Origin of the sequence: Streptomyces sp. NPDC058880 (genome assembly GCF_042742535.1) — a bacterium.
Taxonomy (GTDB): Bacteria; Actinomycetota; Actinomycetes; order Streptomycetales; family Streptomycetaceae; genus Streptomyces.
Genome location: NZ_JBHYMC010000012.1, coordinates 12,573 through 30,095, shown reverse-complemented (window position 1 = coordinate 30,095; position 17,523 = coordinate 12,573). Strand labels below are relative to the sequence as shown.

Below are 17,523 nucleotides of genomic sequence, written 5' to 3'. Positions count from 1 at the left end.
GCGGTCACGGTACCGGCCCCGCGCCGGGCGCGTCGGAGACGGAGACGTCGAACACCTCGTCGGCGCCCGTGACGCGCAGCAGGCGGTGGAACTGCGGGGCGGGGTCGGCGAGCGTCAGCGTTCGCCCGTGAGACTCGCACAGTGAGCGCGCGTGGAGCAGGGCGTTGAGGCCGGTGGAGTCGCAGAAGTCGAGGCGCGAGAGGTCGACGACCACCCGCGTCGGAGCACCGACGGCGGTGCAGGCTTCCCGGAGTGCCGCGAGGAAGGGCTCGACGTGGTCGAGGTCCATGTCGCCGGTGAGGGTGATGACGCTGCGGTCGGCCCGGGTGGCGAGCGTGACGCGGTGCGGACCGCGGGCGGCCAGGGGGTTCATCTCGTTCCTGCCTTCGGGTGCACGGGCGGACCTCGGCGGTGACCGCAAGGGCCGACGCTATCCGGGCCGGCTGGCGCGTACAGCCTCGTGGACGAAGCCGTGGAGGTGTTCGTTCTGCGGACAGGCCGTGGCCGCGCCGTGGCGTCCGCCGCACCACGCGGTTCGGTGTGGCGCCGTGCGCCGCGCCTGTCCTACGTACGGGTCGGACGGGTTTCCCGGGTGCGTACCGGCAGGCGCGGCAGCCCCGAGGCCTTCCCGGTCCGCCCGGCAGCCTGCCGCTCGCGGTATCGCCGTGTGCGATCGGGCCGGCTCCCCCGTCGGACCGTTTCTTGGAAGACGCTCCGTCAGGGGAGTAGGCCCGCGGGCAGGTATTCCCCGAGCGTGGCGGACGGCCGGTCGGTGACCTGGCGCACCAAGTCCCACACCGGATCCTCCGCCTCCGGCTGCGACAGGGGCGTGCCGAGGCGGGTGGCGACCTCCTTGCGGAGGGTCGGCAGCAGGGCGTACAGACGGTCGCCGGGGCAGGACGTGGCGTTGAAGTCGCGGTGGCCGTAGATCTCCGACGCAGGCAGGCCGTACTGGCTGCAGACCCGGGCGCACAGGTCCGCCAGCGCCGCGAACTGCGCCGCGGGAGGGGCCTGGGAGGTGTACGTGCCCTCGTTCTCGATGCCGATCGACACCGTGTTCTGTCCGACGCAGTGCGCCGCGCGCACCTGGCGCCTGCCGGTGTTCAGCTCCGCGAGGCTGTGGTGGCGGCCCTCCAACACGAAGGCGCCGCGGCTGATGGTGAAGTGCTGACCGGTGTCGATCCAGCCCTGCGCGTTCATGTGATAGTTCTGGATCGCCTTGGCCAGGGCGTAGGCGCGCTGCTGGGAATAGTCGGTGACGTTCGCCGTCGCCGTGTGGTGGACCACGATCCGCTCGGGGCGGTTGGCGAGGACGACGACGGGTTCGGAAGCGGCCCGCGCCCCCCAGGTGGTGCAGGCGATGACGTTCGGGCCGGCGGCCGAGTATGCGGGCCCGGCCGCGGCCACGGGCAGTGCCGCCGCGCCGGCCAGGGCGAAGGCGCCCGTGAGGAGTGACCGGCGGGTGTAGCCGGCCGCGGCGGCGGCCGGGGCTGCTGCCCGGTGGGGCGAGGGGAGGGTCATACGGTGCCCGTTTCCGTAGGAGGCTGCCCATTCAAGGGAGCCCGGCCGCACGTGCCGCGCAGACACACCGGACAGCCACCGGACTCTCCCCGACCGGCCGCCGCGCCGCCCCGCCCCGGCGTCCGGGCGCGGGCATCGTCAGGCCGCCTCGCGATGCGTCCGGGCCTGCCCGCGCGCGGTCCGCCGCAGCTCGACGCCGCCGTCCCGCCAGCCGGCCGGAGCGGGCCAGTGCGGATGGGCGCACAGCCGGCCGGACAACGCGATCAGCCGCCGCCGCAGCAGGGTGGTCCCGCCGCCGGCGGCCACCTGCGCGAGCTCGGCATACGTACGCAGCCACGCCTCCTGGAGCGCGACGAGATCATCGGGGAATCGGGGCGTAGGTCTCACCCCTCTATTGCAACACATGTTCGATTTAATGGGCGAGTGCCATGCGGGCCGTCCCCTCCGTCACGCTCCCCGGTGCCACCGAACTTTGACCGCTTGCCATCCCATCGCGACGGACGCGAGTTTGTATCATCCGAGATTGATCGCGCTGGTCGGATGCTGCGTGCACAGCCGGCCTCGCGCCACCGCTCACGACAGGTCGTCGCGGCCCAGCCACGCCGGCTTGACCGGTACGCCGTCCGCGTACCGCTCGACCTGCCCGACCGACTCGCCAGGTGACGTGACGGGCTCCCTCGACACCTCCACGGGTTCCGGGACAGCGGGCGCGGCAGAGTCCTCCAGCACCTCCGCCACCGTGAACCGCGTGACGAACGACTGCCACGCCCCGTCAACGACGAGGAGGAATCCGTCGCTCTCTCGAAGGAGCCGACGACGCCTGGGGCTTCTGGGGTGCTCGGGAGTGTGGCTCCGCGCCCGCCGTTCCAGCTCTGTGAGCGCCTCCGCTCGGGATCCGGAGATGTGCGCCACCACGTGCGCCTCTGTGTGCTTGCGCTCGCCGACACCCACGGTCGTCTCGATGACCAGTCCCCATATCGTCATACTCCCCACCCCTTCGCGCTTGTGTGTGACTCTCCACGGTAGGAGGTGGGCTGGCCCGGCAGGGCCCCCGGGCTGAGAGGCACCTCGGCTTCTCCTGATGATGTCGGCAGGGGCGACGGCGGACAGCTGATCTTGATGTCAATTGTTCCTCTTTTGCGCCAACCGAAATCCCCCTGCCCGTGCAGTGTCGGGTCGATGCCGGCGAAGTGCACGTACGCGGCCTCGGGCGCCGTCTGTGACAGGAATCCGACCGGGAACGCGGCGATCTCGCCGCTGTCGTGTTCGACCAGGAGGCTGGTCGTGGTGAAGTGCTGGAAGTGCAGCCGGGGCAGCAGTAGGGCGCGTTCCGCCGATCCCGCCCCGCCTTTGAGGCCGCCCCACCACGCGTCCAGCACCGCGAGCACCCGCGGATGGTCGTCCTCGACCGCGGTCGGCCGGGAGTGTGACCATCCCGTGGGCCCCCGCTGTCGGCGCTTCTATCTCCGACCCGCGTTGTTTCTAGAATGGCCGGGTGAAGGACATCGATGTGATCGCGGTGCTGCAGGACCCGGTGCGCCGTCGACTGTACGAGTACGTGGCGGCCCAGGGGCACGAAGTGAGTCGCAACGAGGCGGCCGAGGCGACCGGTGTGGCGCGCACGCTCGCCGCGCACCACCTGGACCGGCTGGCCGAGGCGGGCCTGCTGGAGAGCGGGAGCCGCCGCCTGACGGGGCGCTCGGGGCCGGGGGCGGGGCGGCCGGCCAAGGTGTACACACGGGCGCGGGTCGAGCGGTCGGTCTCGCTGCCCGCCCGCGACTATCGCACCGCCGTCGAACTGCTGGCCGAGGCGGCCGAGCAGGCCGGGCTGGACGCGGGGCTCTGCGCTGCCGCGCGCCGCCGGGGCGAGTTGCTGCGCGGGGCGGCGGCGCCCTGCGGGGGCATCGAGGACGCGATGGAACTGCTGGCCGCCCGCGGCTATGAACCGCACCTGGAGGAGGGTGAGGAGGGTGCGGGGGAGGCGGGCCGAGGTGGCGTCGTCCGCATGCGCAACTGCCCGTTCCATGCGGTCGCCGAGCGCTTCCCGCCCCTGGTCTGCGGCATGAACCTCGCGCTGTTGGAAGGGCTGTTCGGCGTCGACGGGCCGGTTCGTGCCCGTATGGACGCCAAGCCGGGGGAGTGCTGCGTGGTGGTCGAAGCTTCTAAAAACAATGAGCATTGACATAGAAAAGGGGGCCGTGCTGGGATGAGGCCATGACCGAACCCGCGCACGCCGCCCACCTCGCCCAGTTCAACGTCGCCACACTCCTGCACCCCCTCGACGACCCGCGCATCGCGCCGTTCGTCGAGCTGCTCGATCCGGTCAACTCCGCCGCCGACGGAGCCCCCGGCTTCGTGTGGCGGCTCGTCGAGGAGGGGGAGGTTGACGCCACCGGTCTGCGTCCGGCGGGGGAGGGCGTCATCGTCAACCTGTCCGTTTGGGAGAGCAGGGAGGCCCTGTGGGACTTCGCCTACCGCAGCGGACACCTGGAGGCGATGCGGCGCCGCCGTGAGTGGTTCGACCGGCACGTCGAGGCGCACCTGGTGCTCTGGTGGATCCCCGCCGGCCGACTGCCCACCGTCGACGAGGCGCTGGAGCGGCTGGACGACCTCCGGGCGCACGGGCCCTCGCCGCGCGCCTTCACCTTCGCCTCCGCCTACACCGAGGCCGAAGCGGCCGAGGCGGACCGGGCGGCCGGGTCGGCCGGGCAACACCGGGCCCCGGTGTCCTCCGCACGGCCCTGAGAACCCTCCCGGGTCGCCCCCCGGCGCGCGGGGAACCACGATGGGAGGGTGATGACGATCCTGGTGGTCGGCGTGCCCGAGGGCGAGCAACTGGAGCTGCTGCGCTCGGGCATCCAGCGCAGCCCGCACTTCCGGGTCGTGTCGCACGCACACGATCCCGCCGTCGCCCTCGCGCACGCCCGCGTCCTACTGCCCGACATCACCGTCCTGTCCCTGCCGGCCGGGCTCGACAGCATCGATTCGGATCCGGCCGTCCTGCGCGTGTTCCGCGGGGTGCGGGATCTGGACCCGCCGAGCGGAGTGGTGCTGCGCACGGCCGCCGACCGGGTGCCCCGCGCGGTGTCCGGACTCACGGCCGAGGGGGCGGTCTACATCGTGCGCGAGGGGGACTTCGACGCCCTGATGCGGGCGCTGCGCACCATCGGGCTGCGGCGGGCCAGTTGCGACCCCGACGGTATGCCCTGACGGCGGGCCGACCGTCCTCCCGCCGGCCGGGCGCCGCCCGGGTGCCCCGCGTAGGGGAAGCCGAGCCCGATGCCGACCGCAGGACGCCGTACCGATGGGCTGGACGATCATTCTCTGCGTACGGTCCCTACGGGGCCTCGGTAGGGGCCGACACCCGCTGACATCCCATCGCACCTCGTGTCCGGCAGCGAGCGAGTCAACGGACAGGCCCCGCGCCGGTGCCGCTCGAAGGCCTGGTGGCGGCCGCGCTGAGGCAGCCGCGGCCGACCGCCCGCCCCGGTCCACCCGGCCGTCCGCGCCCCGGCGGACGGCCGGAGCCCGGACGGCAGGTCCCCGCTCCGGGCTCCAGGCCCCGAGCCGTGGGCTGCTGTCCCGGCGCGCGCGGCTCGCGTGACGCCGGGCGGACGCGTCAGGAGGTGATCAGCGCCTCCAGAGCCGGGACCGTCGCGGCCGGCGTCGGCAGAGCGGCGTTCTCCGCGCGCAGGCGGTCGGCGGCCTCCCGCAGGGCCGGGTCGGAGAGGAGTCGGGTGAGGAGAGCGGTGTCGACGTCGTCGGAGGCGGAGCGTAGGGCGGCCCCGGTCGCGGTGAGGGCGTCGGCGTTGGTGAAGTGGTCGGCGCCCTGGGGGAGCAGCAGCTGGGGCAGGCCGGCCTGGAGGGCGGTGAGCAGGGTGCCGGACCCGCCGTGGTGGATCAGGGCGTCGGACGTGGTCAGCAGTTCGGCGAGCGGGACCCAGGGCAGTGGGCGGACGTTGTCCGGGAGGGTGCCGAGCGGTGCGAGGTCGGCATCGCCCACGGCGAGCAGGAACTCCGCGTCCACCGACGCGGCGGCCTCGACCAGGCGGACGATGGCCCGGACCCCGTCCAGCTCGCTGAGCACCGTGCCCAGGGTGACGGCCACGCGCGGGCGGGGACCGCGGCGGAGCAGCCCGGCGGGGACGAAGCCGCCGCCGTTGTACGGGACGTAGCGCATGCGCAGACCGCCGGGGTCGCCTCCCAGGGAGGCGGGGACGATGTTCAGTGCGGTGGACCGGGCGGGGCCCTCCACCCCGTACGCCTCGTACGTCTCGGTGAAGTGGGCGGCGAGCCGGCCGACCATGTCGTGGCCGGAGGTGACACCGAAGTTCTGGATCACCGAAGGGATCTTGAGCTTGGCCGCGACCAGCGGTGCCGAGGCTTGGAAGGAGTCGTAGACGAGCAGGTCGGCGCCCCAGCCCTCGGCGACCTCCAGGAGGCCGTCCACGGTCGGACGGGAGAGGAACGCGAAGCCGCGGGCCGCACGGTCGAGGATCTGGTCGGAGGTCAGGTCGGTGGTGACGTAACGGACTTCCTCCCCCATGGCCTGCTCGAAAACGTCCTGAAGGGTGCGGCCGTCGCCTATCTCGACCACCGGAAAACCTGTCTGGCGCAGCTGCTGAAGCGGCTGCGAGCCGGCGAACAGTACGTCGTGTCCGGCGCCGCGTAAGGCCTGTGCGGTCGGGACCATGGGAAAGAGGTGTCCGGCCGAGGCCGGGCCGGTGAAGAGGATGCGCACGATTTCTCCTTGACCATGTGAGCCGGTCGGGGACGGGCGGTGCGGGCCCGCCCCCGGTTCCATCCGGATGAACTGACGGCAACAGAGGGGGTATTCCCCCAGCAGGATCGAAAACCGGACATTCCGGCCCGGGTTCGGGGCTCCGTCGCCCCGCCCGCCCGGGACTCCCGCGCGCCCTCCCCGCCGAGCGGCTCACGAGGGCTCTCGCGCGGGGAGCGACCGCGCCGACACCCCGCGGGCTCGACCGCCCCGGGGCGGTCCTTTCCGGACGTTCTTACGGTTCGGCGCCCGCTCCGTGACCGTGCTCCGCCGTTCGGGGCATGCGCACCGATGGCTGCGACCGCAGACCGTGTGACGCACCAGCGAACAGGAAGGAACGGCCATGCTGATAACGGTCACCCGCTCCGGAGGCTTCGCCGGGGGCCTGGAGAAGCTCAGCGCGCTCGACACCTCCGGACGTCCTGACGCGGCGGACCTGGAGGAGCTGGCCCAACGGGCCGTCGCTCCCGTGCCCGACGGCTATCGCTACCGGATCACCGTCGACGATGAGGTGCTCGACCTGCAGGACCCCTGCCTGTCGGAGGCTCAGCGGACGCTGATCCGTACGGTCCTCGGCACCGGCGCCTGACCGTCCTGCGAAGGCGCGAAGGCGCGAAGGCGGCGAGGGCGGCGAGGGCGGCGAGGGCCGGGCGCCGCGCCGCGGGCGCCGTTCGATGGTCCGCCTGGTGACGGGGGCGCGGGTGCGGCGGGGCTCGGGCGCCCTGCCGCACCCGGACGGATCGCCCGCCGTGCCGGTGACCGCCCGCCGCCCTACGCTCGGGGCATGCCACGCCGCCCGATGCGCATGTCCGACGCGGCCAAGGCCGCCCTGGCCACCGCCCTGAAGAAGCTGCGGACCGACCTGCAGGCTCCCTCGGGCTTTCCCGCACCCGTGCTCGCGGCGGCCGAAGCGGCTGCCCGGGCGCCCCGGCTCCCCGACAGGGACGCCACCGACCTGCCGCTCTTCACGATCGACCCGCCCGACGCGAAGGACCTCGACCAGGCCATGTACCTGGAGAGGCGGCCCGGCGGCGGCTTCCGCGTCCACTACGCCATCGCCGACGTGGCCGCCTTCGTCACCGCCGGAGATGCCCTGGACGACGAGGCCCGCAGGCGGATCGTCACCCTGTACTTCCCCGACGGCAAGGTGCCGCTGCACCCGCCCGTACTCTCCGAGGGCGCGGCCAGCCTGCTGCCGGACCAGGACGTCCCCGCCCTGCTGTGGCAGCACGACCTCGACGCCCACGGCGAGCTGACCGGGTCGAGCGTGAGCCGTGCCCTGGTGCGCAGCAGAGCCAGACTGGACTACGCGGGCGTGCAGCGGGCCGTCGACTCGGGCACCGCCGAGGAGCCGCTCGCCCTGCTGCGCGAGATCGGCACCTTGCGCGAGGCGGTCGAGGCCGAGCGGGGCGGCATCTCGCTCAGGCTGCCGGACCAGGAGGTGACCTTCGAGGACGGTTCCTTCCGGCTGGGTTACCGGGCCGCGCTGCCCGTGGACGGCTGGAACGAACAGATCTCCCTCATGACCGGGATGGCCGCGGCCCGGATGATGCTCGACGGCGGCCCCGGCATCCTGCGGACGCAGGACCGGGCCCCGACCCACGAAGTCACCCGATTGCACCGCATCGCCCAGGGCCTGGGCATCGGCTGGCCGCACCACGTCTCGTACGCCGAGCTGATCCGCTCCCTCGATCCGCACGACCGGAAACACGCGGCGTTCCTCCACGAGGCGGCCGGCGCCCTGCTCCTGAAATCGGTCTACACGTCCTTCCCCGACCATGACCACGTCCCCGCACAGACGGTCCACGCGGCGATCGCGGCACCGTACACCCACTGCACGGCACCGCTGCGCCGCCTGGTCGACCGGTACGCCGGCGAAATCTGCGTGGCCGCGACGGCGGGCCGCGCGGCGCCCGAGTGGGTGCTGGCGGCCTTGGGCGACCTGCCCAGCCGGATGGAGAAGGCGAAAGGGAACGCCGTCGACCGGCAGTCCGTGGACCTGGTCGAGGCGGCGCTGCTGATGGACCGGGTGGGCGGCACCTTCGACGCCGTGATCATCGATACGGACGCGGAACTCGCACAGCCGAACCCGCGGGAGGGGCAGGCCCAGTTGGCGGAGCCCGCCGTGCTGGGCAGAGTCACCTCGGATGCCGCCGACCTCGAGCTCGGGGCCGGTGTCCGGGTCAGGCTGGAGCGGGCCGATCCCGCCTTCCCCGACAGGAACCGACGGGTCCTCTTCAGCCTGGTGCACGCACGGGGGTGACCGTTCCTCGGGTGCCGGTCCACGCGCCCCCATCTCCGCCTTGGCGCCTCCGTCACGCCCGGCCTCCGCTCGCGAGCAGCCCGGGTTCGAAACGAGTGACCATACTGGCACTGCTTTTGACCTGCGATGTTGCCGAATTCAAGTCAATGTGACGTCGACATGGCTCGATGTGGCGCCATGGATGGGCCGTCATGGCGCCATGGGTGGTGCGCCCGTCTGCTCCGCGGATGTCGGCGCGCTGTCGAGGGCGGGCTGGCGAAGGGGTCGGGTCATGGAGGCGGTGCAGAGTCGGCGGCAGGCGGCGCGTCCCGGCGTCGTCACCGCCTTCGCCCGCTTCGTCCTGTGTGGCGGCGGGGTGGGAGTCGCCTCCAGCTTCGCCGTGGGCGCCCTGGTCGCCCGGCTTCCGTGGGCTCTCGCCAATGCCCTGATCGCCGCGGTTTCCACGCTCCTCGCCACCGAGCTCCATGCCCGCTTCACCTTCGGCGCGGGATGTCGCGCGAGCCGCCGTCAGCACGCGCAATCGGCCGGTTCCGCCGTCGCGGCGTACGTGATGACCTGCATGGCGATGCTGGGTCTGCGGCAGCTGGTGGCGGCTCCCGATCCGCCGCTGGAGCAGGTCGTCTACCTGCCGGCCTCGGCGCTCGCCGGTGTCGCACGGTTCGCGCTGCTCCGCCTCGTCGTCCACGCGCGGGGCCACGCGCAGGCCGCGGGAGCCTCCCGTGGCGCCGGATGCCTGCCCGCCGCCGTGGCCCGGGCTGCGGCGGGCGCGAAGTCCGCGGAGCTCTGCCGGGCCGCCTGACCGTGCGGTGTGGTGGTGGGGGAGGGGCTGTGTGGGGGTCGGCGGTGTGGAGCGAGGTCCCCGGTCGCGCGGGGGGTGGCTGAGCGCGCCATCCAATCGGTCCGCGCGGCAGCGCACTTGTTAAACGGACTGACGGTCCATATGCTTCGAATCATGCGGCCTGCCGGTCCGTTTACTTCGGCTGCCGCGTTCGCGCGAGCCGCCGGGCGTCGCTGCCACCCCGAGCGGAAACGGAAACCTCGAACATGACCAACTCCATGACGGCCGAGGAGCTGTATCGCCACGGCCTGCGCCTGCTGCTGGCGAAGGACATCACAGCCTGGGTCGACCTGTGGCACACCGACGGTGTACTCGAATTCCCCTTCGCCCCCGAAGGCTGGCCGCGGCGCCTTGAGGGCAAGGCCGCGATCGGCGACTACATGCGCCACTACCCCGATCACGTGGACCTGCACGACTTCCCCGAGGTGACGATCCATCAAACCACCGTCGCCGAAACGGTCGTGGCCGAGATGCGCGGCGTCGGCAGGCTGGTGCGGACCGACACCCCCTACGACATGGGCTACATCGCCGTGGTCACGGTCGCGGACGGTCTCATCGCCTCCTACCGCGACTACTGGAACCCCCTCGCCGCGTCCCTGCCCGGCGCCGACTTCACCGGAGCGAACCGATGACGACCGCCCACGCCACCCTGGTCATCGGGGCCACCGGTACTACCGGCCGTCGCGTCACCGCCCGGCTGGCTGCCAAGGGCCGTCGCGTCAAGGCGGCCGGCCGGACCGCCACTGCGCTGCCCGGCGCGGAGGCTGTCCGCTTCGACTGGCACGAACCCGCGACCTGGGCCGGGGCCCTGGGCGGCGTGGATCGGGTGTACCTCGTCCCGCCCACCGGCTCCCCGGACCCGGCCGCGGTCATGCTGCCCTTCCTCCGTCAAGCTCGCGCAGCAGGGGTACTCCGTGCGGTGCTGTTGAGCTCGTCGGCGATTCCTGCGGGCGGTCCGGCGGCCGGCCGGGTCCACGAGCAGCTGCCGGGCCTCTTCGAGGAGTGGGCGGTGCTGCGGCCCTCCTGGTTCATGCAGAACTTCGCCGGCTCCGCCCCTCACGCACGCACCATCCGCGAGGAGGGCGCCATCTTCACGGCCTCGGGCGACGGCCGCGTCGGATTCGTCGACGCCGAGGACATCGCGGCCGTGGCCGTACACGCCCTGACCACAGAACAGGCCCCCGACACCGACCTGATCCTCACCGGACCGCAGGCGCTGAGCTATTCCGATGCCGCCGCGATCATCGCCGAGGTCACCGGCCGCCCCGTCGTGCACCGGCAGTTGACGTTCGAGGAACTGCGCGACCGCTGGGCGGCCGCGATCCCGCTGGAGTTCGCCACCATGCTGGCGGCCATGGACCGCGCCATCGCCGACGGCGCCGAGGACCGCACCTCGGACACCGTCGAGCTCCTGACCGGACGCCCTCCGGGTACCCTTCGCGCCTTCGTCGAACGGGAGGTCCGGGCGGCCGCCGGCCACTGACAGGGACCGGGCACATATCATTCCGGGGGCCGGAGAGGCCGCAGACCGAGGAGGACCCGTGGCCCGACGAGCAGAGCGCACGGAGCGCACGGAGCGCACGGAGCGCGCGGATGCCCAGCGCAACCGGGAAGCGGTCCTGGCGGCGGCGGACACCCTCTTCGCGACCAGCACCAGCCCCCACGGCGTGTCGATGGACGACATCGCCGCAGCCGCCGGTGTGGGCAAGGGCACCCTCTTCCGTCGTTTCGGCGACCGCGCCGGCCTGATCGCCGCGGTGATTACCTCCCGCCTCGAACCCCTTCAGCGCACGGTGCGGGAGGTGCAGGAGGCTGCGGGATCCTCGCCGCGGCAGCGGGTCGCGGACCTGCTCGACGCCTCGCTGAACTTCAAGATCGAGAACCGGAACCTGATGTCGGCGGCGGAAGAGGCCGGAATCAGCAGCCCGTACCGGGCCGAGCACTACGGCTGGTGGCACGCAACCCTGCGGACGGAGCTCGAGCGGGTGCCTGGAGTCCACGCACCGGACTTCACCGCCCACGCCCTGCTGGCCGCCCTTCGCGCCGACCTCGTTGCGCACCTGATCGACGAGGAGGGGATGACCCCGGAAGACGTGCGCTCCTGCCTCGCCGGCCACCTCGCCGACGTCCTCGGACCCGCGTGATCCGGATCCTTCCACTGATCCGTGGGTGAACGGGCGGTCACGACGGACCACCCCCGCCGGAAGGAACGCGGGCGTGACCCCCTCTCCCGTACGCGCGCCCCTCGGCCCCCGCCACGATGCGCCGCTCGATGGACCGTGCCGCTCCGGGGCGCGGGAGGTCTTCGAACGGCGTGTGAACGAAAAGGTCATGGGGTCTTCCGCGGGGCAAGCGGGTGGCCGGAGGGCGCCCTGGGCAAGGTTCTTCCCGCGACACAAGTCAACGGCGGCCGTGGTCAGCACTGCATAGGCTCCCTCCATGCCAAGTTCAGAACTGCAGCGGATCAACGCCTTCGTATCCGCCTTCGCCCGTCGGCAGGCCACGCGCGTCGTCGACCTCCCCGGCGGCTTCGCTGTATATGACGACGCCTTCTTCCATTCCCGCGCGAACAACCAGGTGATCATCGATACGGCCGTCGACCCGGAGGCGCTGCCCACTATCGCGGAGGAAGCACTGGGCCATCTGCCACACCGACTGATCTCCGTCCTTGACAACGAAGCAGGACTGGCGTGTGCAGAGCCGCTGACCCAGGCTGGGTACGCCCACTCCATCTATGCGGTCATGCTGCACGAAGGCCCAGTGCCGGCTGGCGGACCCGCGGATGAGGCAGACCTCGATGTGCTACGTGATCCACTTACCCGGCGATGGCGGGGCCTCCTTCCGGACGTCGACAACGAGGTCATACGCCACCTTGTCGACCGACGCGAAGCTCGCCGGCGCGGGGCGGACATCGTTCGCTTCATCAGTGCCCGCACAGAGGAAGGCGAGGTCGCCTCATGGGCTGACCTCTATGCGGATCCGGTCACTGGCACAGCCCAGATCGAGGACCTGATCACCTCAGAGGACCATCTCAGGCGCGGTTACGCCGACGCCGTCCTGACCGTCGCCCTGCGCATGGCTGCCGATGAGGGCTGCAGTACCCGGTTCCTGACCGCCGATGCGTCAGACTGGCCGCGCCAGTGGTACGAGCGTCGCGGCTTCTCCACCATCGGCCACGCGCACTGCTTCGAACGCGGCTGATTGGAACGTAGCGGTGGCGTGCCGACGATCCTCTCAGCCGGCACTGACAACGGCCGTACGAGGCGGCGGCCGCGTTGGTTCAGTGCTCTGGCCAAGTCCCGGCTGACCTCCCTCGCGGCATCGAGATCGGACTGGGGCCTCCTCCCACGCGGATGTCAGTTCAACGTTGTGCCGCTCCAGCCTCGTGATCTTCCGCTGGAGCTCGTCGACGTCGGTCGGGGCTCCGGGCCCTGATACCTGCTATGCCCTGTGCTCCCAGCGTGTGCGACTGCCGTTTCTCCAGCTGCTCAACACGGGCGGATAAGCGGGTCTTGCGGGCCCGGGCGTTGGCGAGGCCGGCCTGGAGCGAGGCCCGGCTGACCGGCGAGCCGCTGGCCGGGTCCTTGGCTGCCGGTTCGAATGCGGCGGCGTGAACGATTCCTCCCGCCGGACGCGGCCTCAGGCCGCCTCTCCGGGTGTGCGCCCGTCGTGGCCCCGATGCCCGCGGTGCGGTCCCGTCGGCGAGCCCGGCCGACCGGCCCGTCCCCAGGGCGTCCCGTCGAGGACTGCCCCATATGTCCATTCTTGCTCCATTTCCCGGTGAGGCAACGGGGAGTGACTCCCGTCACTTCCAGTGACGAATGGGACATGGTTTCCGAGGGGCGGGGCAGGCGCGCCCGAGCAGCACCACCGCGGGAAGGCCGCGGTGGCCGGAATCGGAGGTACAGCGCGTCGTGTCCGAGCAGCCGACCATCCACATCGCCGGGACCTGGCGTTCCGCCGTGTCAGGAGCCACCCGAGAGGTCCTCGACCCGGCGGACGCCACGGTCCTCGCCGTCGTCTCCGAGGGCGGCACCGCAGACACCGACGCGGCCGTCAGCGCCGCCCGCGCGGCCTTCGACGGAGGGGAGTGGCCCCAGACCCCCGTCCTGGAGCGGGCCGCGCTCCTGCGGCGCACCGCAGACCTGCTCCAGCGCGACCGCGAACGCCTCGCCCTGCTGGAGAGCCGTGACGCGGGCAAGACCCTGGAAGAGGGACGCGTGGACGTGGACTGCGTCGCCGACGCCTTCCGCTACTTCGCCGACCTCGTCGCCGGCGAGAGCGCCGGCCGCGTCGTCGACGCCGGCACCCCCGACGTCCACAGCGTCGTCGTCCACGAGCCCGTCGGGGTCTGCGCCCTGATCACCCCGTGGAACTACCCGCTCCTCCAGGCCTCCTGGAAGATCGCCCCCGCCCTCGCCGCGGGCAACACCTTCGTGCTCAAGCCCAGCGAGATCACGCCGCTGTCCACGGTGGCCCTCATCGACCTGCTGGCCCAGGCCGGTCTGCCGGCCGGCGTCGCGAACCTGGTCACCGGCCCCGGAGACCCGGTCGGCGCCCGTCTGAGCACACACCCCGGCGTCGACCTCGTCTCCTTCACCGGCGGCCTCACCAGCGGTACGAAGGTCATGCGCGCGGCCGCCGACTCCGTCAAGAAGGTCGCCCTCGAACTCGGCGGCAAGAATCCGAACGTCGTCTTCGCCGACGCCTGCGCCACCGAGGACGGCTTCGACACCGCCGTCGACCAAGCCCTCAACGCTGCCTTCATGCACAGCGGCCAGGTCTGCTCCGCGGGATCCCGGCTCATCGTCGAAGAGGGCGTCGCCGAGCGCTTCGTCACCGAACTCGCCCGCAGGGCCGACCGGATCCGCCTCGGCCGAGGCACCGACCCTGGCGTGGAGTGCGGGCCGATGGTCTCCGCCGCCCAGCGCGAACGAACCGAGGAGTACGTGGCCTCAGCCCTCGCCGAGGGCGCAGTGCTCCGGTGCGGTGGCGAACGTCCCGACGGGCCCGGCTACTTCTACCGGCCGACCGTACTCGACCGCTGCCACCGCGGAATGCGCGTCGTACGGGAGGAGGTCTTCGGACCCGTCCTGACCGTCGAGACCTTCCACACCGAGGCCGAGGCCGTCGCACTCGCCAACGACACCGAATTCGGCCTCGCGGGCGCCGTCTGGACCTCCGACCCGGGCCGCGGTCGCCGTGTGGCGGGCCTGCTCCGCCACGGCACCGTCTGGATCAACGACTTCCACCCCTACCTCCCGCAAGCGGAGTGGGGCGGCTTCGGCAAGTCCGGCACCGGACGGGAACTGGGCCCCTCGGGCCTGGCCGAGTACCGCGAGACCAAGCACGTGTACCAGAACCTCGCCCCGCGCCCCGTGCGCTGGTTCGCGGGCTGAAGGAGGAGCACAACCATGACCACCCCCACACCCGTCCCCACCCCCACGGCACCCGAGCCCGAGCCCGAGCACGAGTACGACTACGTCGTCGTCGGCGGCGGCACCGCCGGCTCGGTGATCGCCTCCCGCCTGACCGAGGACCCGGACGTGACCGTGGCCGTCATCGAGGGCGGCCCCAGCGACGTCGACCGCCCCGACGTGCTCACCCTGCGCCGCTGGATGGGCCTGCTCGGCGGAGACCTCGACTACGACTACCCCACCACCGAGCAGCCCCGCGGCAACTCGCACATCCGCCACAGCCGCGCCCGCGTTCTCGGCGGCTGCTCCTCGCACAACACCCTGATCTCCTTCAAGCCGCTCCCCTCCGACTGGGACGAGTGGGCGGAGGCGGGTGCCGAGGGCTGGCACGCGGCCGCCATGGACCCGTACTTCGACAAGCTCCTCAACAACATCGTTCCGGTGGCGGAGAAGGACCGCAACGCCATCGCACGCGACTTCGTCGACTCCGCGCAGACCGCCCTGGGCGTCCCGCACGTCGAGGGCTTCAACCGCAAGCCCTTCCACGAGGGCGTCGGCTTCTTCGACCTCGCCTACCACCCCGAGGACAACAAGCGGTCCTCCGCCTCGGTGGCCTACCTCCACCCCGTCATGGACGAACGCCCTAACCTCCACATCCTCCTGGAGACCTGGGCCCACCGCCTCGAAATCGACGGCACCCGGGCGCGCGGAGTCCGCGTACGCGCCTCGGACGGCACGGAGTCCCTGGTCACCGCACGCCGAGAGGTACTCGTGTGTGCCGGAGCCGTGGACACCCCGCGGCTGCTGCTGCACTCCGGCATCGGCCCGCGCGCGGACCTGGAAGCCCTCGGGATCCCACCGGTGCACGACCTGCCCGGGGTCGGGGAGAACCTGCTCGACCACCCCGAATCGGTGATCGTCTGGGAGACCGACGGCCCCCTGCCCGAGAACTCCGCGATGGACAGCGACGCGGGCCTGTTCGTCCGCCGCGACCCCGCATCGGCCGGGCCCGACCTGATGTTCCACTTCTACCAGGTCCCCTTCACCGACAACCCCGAGCGCATCGGCTACCAGCGCCCCGCGCACGGAGTCTCGATGACCCCGAACATCCCCAAGCCGCGCAGCCGCGGCAGGCTCTACCTGACCAGCGCGGACCCCGAGGTGAAACCGGCCCTGGACTTCCGCTACTTCACGGACGAGGACGACTACGACGGCCAGACCCTGGTCGACGGCATCAAGCTCGCCCGGAAGATCGCCGCGACCGAGCCGCTCGCCGGCTGGCTGGGACGCGAAGTGTGTCCCGGCCCGGAGATCACCGGCGACGAGGAGCTGAGCGCCTACGCCCGCTCCGTCGCGCACACCGTCTATCACCCAGCCGGCACGTGCCGGATGGGCGCCGCCGACGACCCCGCGGCCGTCGTGGGACCGGACCTCAAGGTCCGCGGGCTCCAGGGCATCCGCATCGCGGACGCCTCCGTCTTCCCGACGATGCCCGCGGTCAACCCGATGATCGGAGTGCTCATGGTCGGAGAGAAGGCAGCCGAGCTGGTGGCCCGGGAGGGTGACGCCCGATGAACACCGCCCCCGCCACCGCCCCCGCGCCCGCCACCCCCACCACCGCGCCCGCCGACGGCCCCGCCGGGTCCTCCGTCTTCTCCGTGGAAGGCCTCTGGAAGGTCTTCGGCCCCGACAAGGCCGCCGCGAAGATCCCCGGCTCCGCCGCCGCCGACCTGCCCGCCGCCGAACTGCGCGAGCGCACCGGCTGCACCGCCGCCGTCCGCGACGTCACCTTCGACGTCCGCAAGGGCGAGGTCTTCGTCGTGATGGGTCTGTCCGGATCCGGCAAGTCCACCCTCGTGCGCTGCCTCACCCGGCTCATCGAGCCGACCGCCGGCAGCCTGGCCATCGACGGCGAGGACGTCCTGGCCATGGACACCGCCCGGCTGCGCGCACTGCGCCGCCACCGCGCGGCCATGGTCTTCCAGCATTTCGGTCTGCTCCCGCACCGCACCGTCCTCGACAACGTGGCGTACGGACTGGAGATCCAGGGCGTCGCACGCGGCGACCGCCGGGCCAAGGCCGCCGAACTCCTCGCCAAGGTCGGCCTGGACGGCCTGCAGGACCGGCGCCCCGGCCAGCTCTCGGGCGGCCAGCAGCAGCGCGTCGGCCTGGCCCGCGCCCTGGCCGCCGACCCCGAAGTGCTTTTGTTCGACGAGCCGTTCAGCGCCCTCGACCCCCTCATCCGGCGCGAGATGCAGGATGAGGTGGCCCGCCTCCACCACGACGAGGGCCGCACGATGGTCTTCATCACCCACGACCTCACCGAGGCCCTGCGCCTGGGAGACCGGATCGCGCTGATGCGCGACGGCCGCATCGTCCAGCTCGGCACGCCCGAGGAGATCGTCGGCTCGCCGGCCGACGACTACGTACGGGACTTCGTCCGCGACGTCCCGCGCGAACAGGTGCTCACCGTCCGCGCTGCGATGCGCCCCGCCGCCGCCGGGGAGAGCGAACAGGGGCCCGCACTGGACCCCGCCACCACCGTGGCCGAGGCCATCCAGACCGTCGCCCGCGGCGGCGGTCCGGCCCGCGTCGTCGACGGCGGCCGCTGCCTGGGCGTCGTGGACGACGCCGGGCTGCTTGCCGTCGTGGCCGGCCTCCCGGACCCGACCGGACGGGGGGTGGCGGCATGACCTGCCCCGAA

19 protein-coding genes are annotated in these 17,523 nt (G+C 72.2%); 13 read left to right on the top strand and 6 right to left on the bottom strand.

What is annotated here, in order from left to right:
• Positions 1–4 precede the first annotated feature (4 nt).
• The 5 genes from ACFW2G_RS09780 to ACFW2G_RS09760 all read right to left on the bottom strand — a co-directional run bounded on the left by ACFW2G_RS09780 (position 5) and on the right by ACFW2G_RS09760 (position 2,909).
• Complete coding sequence (locus ACFW2G_RS09780) at positions 5–373, bottom strand: STAS domain-containing protein (RefSeq protein ID WP_384582228.1); 369 nt, start codon at positions 371–373, stop codon at positions 5–7.
• Between the two features lie 344 nt (positions 374–717).
• Complete coding sequence (locus ACFW2G_RS09775; RefSeq protein ID WP_063890551.1) at positions 718–1,521, bottom strand: peptidoglycan recognition family protein; 804 nt, start codon at positions 1,519–1,521, stop codon at positions 718–720.
• Positions 1,522–1,659: 138 nt separating this feature from the next.
• Positions 1,660–1,908, bottom strand: a complete 249-nt coding sequence (locus ACFW2G_RS09770) for a hypothetical protein (protein ID WP_384446485.1) — start codon at positions 1,906–1,908, stop codon at positions 1,660–1,662.
• A 186-nt stretch (positions 1,909–2,094) separates the two neighbouring features.
• Positions 2,095–2,505 carry a hypothetical protein gene (locus ACFW2G_RS09765; protein ID WP_384582230.1) on the bottom strand — a complete coding sequence of 137 codons (411 nt, stop codon included), beginning with the start codon at positions 2,503–2,505 and terminating at the stop codon, positions 2,095–2,097.
• A complete protein-coding gene (locus tag ACFW2G_RS09760) occupies positions 2,502–2,909 on the bottom strand; it encodes a hypothetical protein (protein ID WP_384582232.1) in 408 nt (135 codons plus the stop codon). Before ACFW2G_RS09760 ends, ACFW2G_RS09765 begins: the two co-directional genes overlap by 4 nt.
• A 107-nt stretch (positions 2,910–3,016) precedes the next feature.
• On the opposite strand from ACFW2G_RS09760, the gene ACFW2G_RS09755 reads away from it, so the two are divergent.
• From ACFW2G_RS09755 to ACFW2G_RS09745, 3 genes are read left to right on the top strand one after another with little or no spacing between them, the layout of a single operon-like run.
• Positions 3,017–3,703 carry a helix-turn-helix transcriptional regulator gene (locus ACFW2G_RS09755; protein WP_384582234.1) on the top strand — a complete coding sequence of 229 codons (687 nt, stop codon included), beginning with the start codon at positions 3,017–3,019 and terminating at the stop codon, positions 3,701–3,703.
• 32 nt (positions 3,704–3,735) lie between these two features.
• Complete coding sequence (locus ACFW2G_RS09750; protein WP_384446477.1) at positions 3,736–4,266, top strand: DUF3291 domain-containing protein; 531 nt, start codon at positions 3,736–3,738, stop codon at positions 4,264–4,266.
• Positions 4,267–4,314: 48 nt separating this feature from the next.
• Complete coding sequence (locus ACFW2G_RS09745; RefSeq protein ID WP_384582236.1) at positions 4,315–4,731, top strand: hypothetical protein; 417 nt, start codon at positions 4,315–4,317, stop codon at positions 4,729–4,731.
• Positions 4,732–5,140: 409 nt separating this feature from the next.
• Here ACFW2G_RS09745 and ACFW2G_RS09740 read toward each other — a convergent pair whose 3' ends face one another.
• Complete coding sequence (locus ACFW2G_RS09740) at positions 5,141–6,262, bottom strand: nucleotide disphospho-sugar-binding domain-containing protein (protein ID WP_037917541.1); 1,122 nt, start codon at positions 6,260–6,262, stop codon at positions 5,141–5,143.
• Positions 6,263–6,644: 382 nt separating this feature from the next.
• On the opposite strand from ACFW2G_RS09740, the gene ACFW2G_RS09735 reads away from it, so the two are divergent.
• From ACFW2G_RS09735 to ACFW2G_RS09690, 10 genes are all read left to right on the top strand, one after another.
• Positions 6,645–6,890: a protealysin inhibitor emfourin gene (locus ACFW2G_RS09735; RefSeq protein WP_037917544.1), complete on the top strand. Its 246-nt coding sequence runs from the start codon at positions 6,645–6,647 to the stop codon at positions 6,888–6,890.
• A 195-nt stretch (positions 6,891–7,085) separates the two neighbouring features.
• A complete protein-coding gene (locus ACFW2G_RS09730; protein ID WP_037917546.1) occupies positions 7,086–8,564 on the top strand; it encodes an RNB domain-containing ribonuclease in 1,479 nt (492 codons plus the stop codon).
• Positions 8,565–8,835: 271 nt separating this feature from the next.
• Entirely contained in the window at positions 8,836–9,363 is a 528-nt protein-coding gene (locus tag ACFW2G_RS09725) for a hypothetical protein (RefSeq protein WP_384582238.1), read from the top strand.
• 245 nt (positions 9,364–9,608) lie between these two features.
• Positions 9,609–10,034, top strand: coding sequence for a nuclear transport factor 2 family protein (locus ACFW2G_RS09720; protein WP_384446471.1), 426 nt, complete (start codon positions 9,609–9,611; stop codon positions 10,032–10,034).
• The gene (locus ACFW2G_RS09715) at positions 10,031–10,885 is read left to right on the top strand and encodes an NAD(P)H-binding protein (protein WP_384582240.1); all 855 of its coding nucleotides are present in this window, start codon (positions 10,031–10,033) and stop codon (positions 10,883–10,885) included. The genes ACFW2G_RS09720 and ACFW2G_RS09715 overlap by 4 nt, the downstream gene beginning before the upstream one ends.
• A gap of 58 nt (positions 10,886–10,943) precedes the next feature.
• Entirely contained in the window at positions 10,944–11,546 is a 603-nt protein-coding gene (locus tag ACFW2G_RS09710; RefSeq protein ID WP_384446467.1) for a TetR/AcrR family transcriptional regulator, read from the top strand.
• A 295-nt stretch (positions 11,547–11,841) separates the two neighbouring features.
• Positions 11,842–12,603, top strand: coding sequence for a GNAT family N-acetyltransferase (locus ACFW2G_RS09705; protein ID WP_384446465.1), 762 nt, complete (start codon positions 11,842–11,844; stop codon positions 12,601–12,603).
• A gap of 713 nt (positions 12,604–13,316) precedes the next feature.
• Positions 13,317–14,801, top strand: a complete 1,485-nt coding sequence (locus ACFW2G_RS09700) for an aldehyde dehydrogenase family protein (protein ID WP_384446463.1) — start codon at positions 13,317–13,319, stop codon at positions 14,799–14,801.
• Positions 14,802–14,816: 15 nt separating this feature from the next.
• Entirely contained in the window at positions 14,817–16,394 is a 1,578-nt protein-coding gene (locus ACFW2G_RS09695) for a GMC family oxidoreductase (protein WP_384582242.1), read from the top strand.
• Complete coding sequence (locus tag ACFW2G_RS09690; RefSeq protein WP_384582244.1) at positions 16,391–17,512, top strand: glycine betaine/L-proline ABC transporter ATP-binding protein; 1,122 nt, start codon at positions 16,391–16,393, stop codon at positions 17,510–17,512. The genes ACFW2G_RS09695 and ACFW2G_RS09690 overlap by 4 nt, the downstream gene beginning before the upstream one ends.
• Positions 17,513–17,523: the final 11 nt, after the last annotated feature.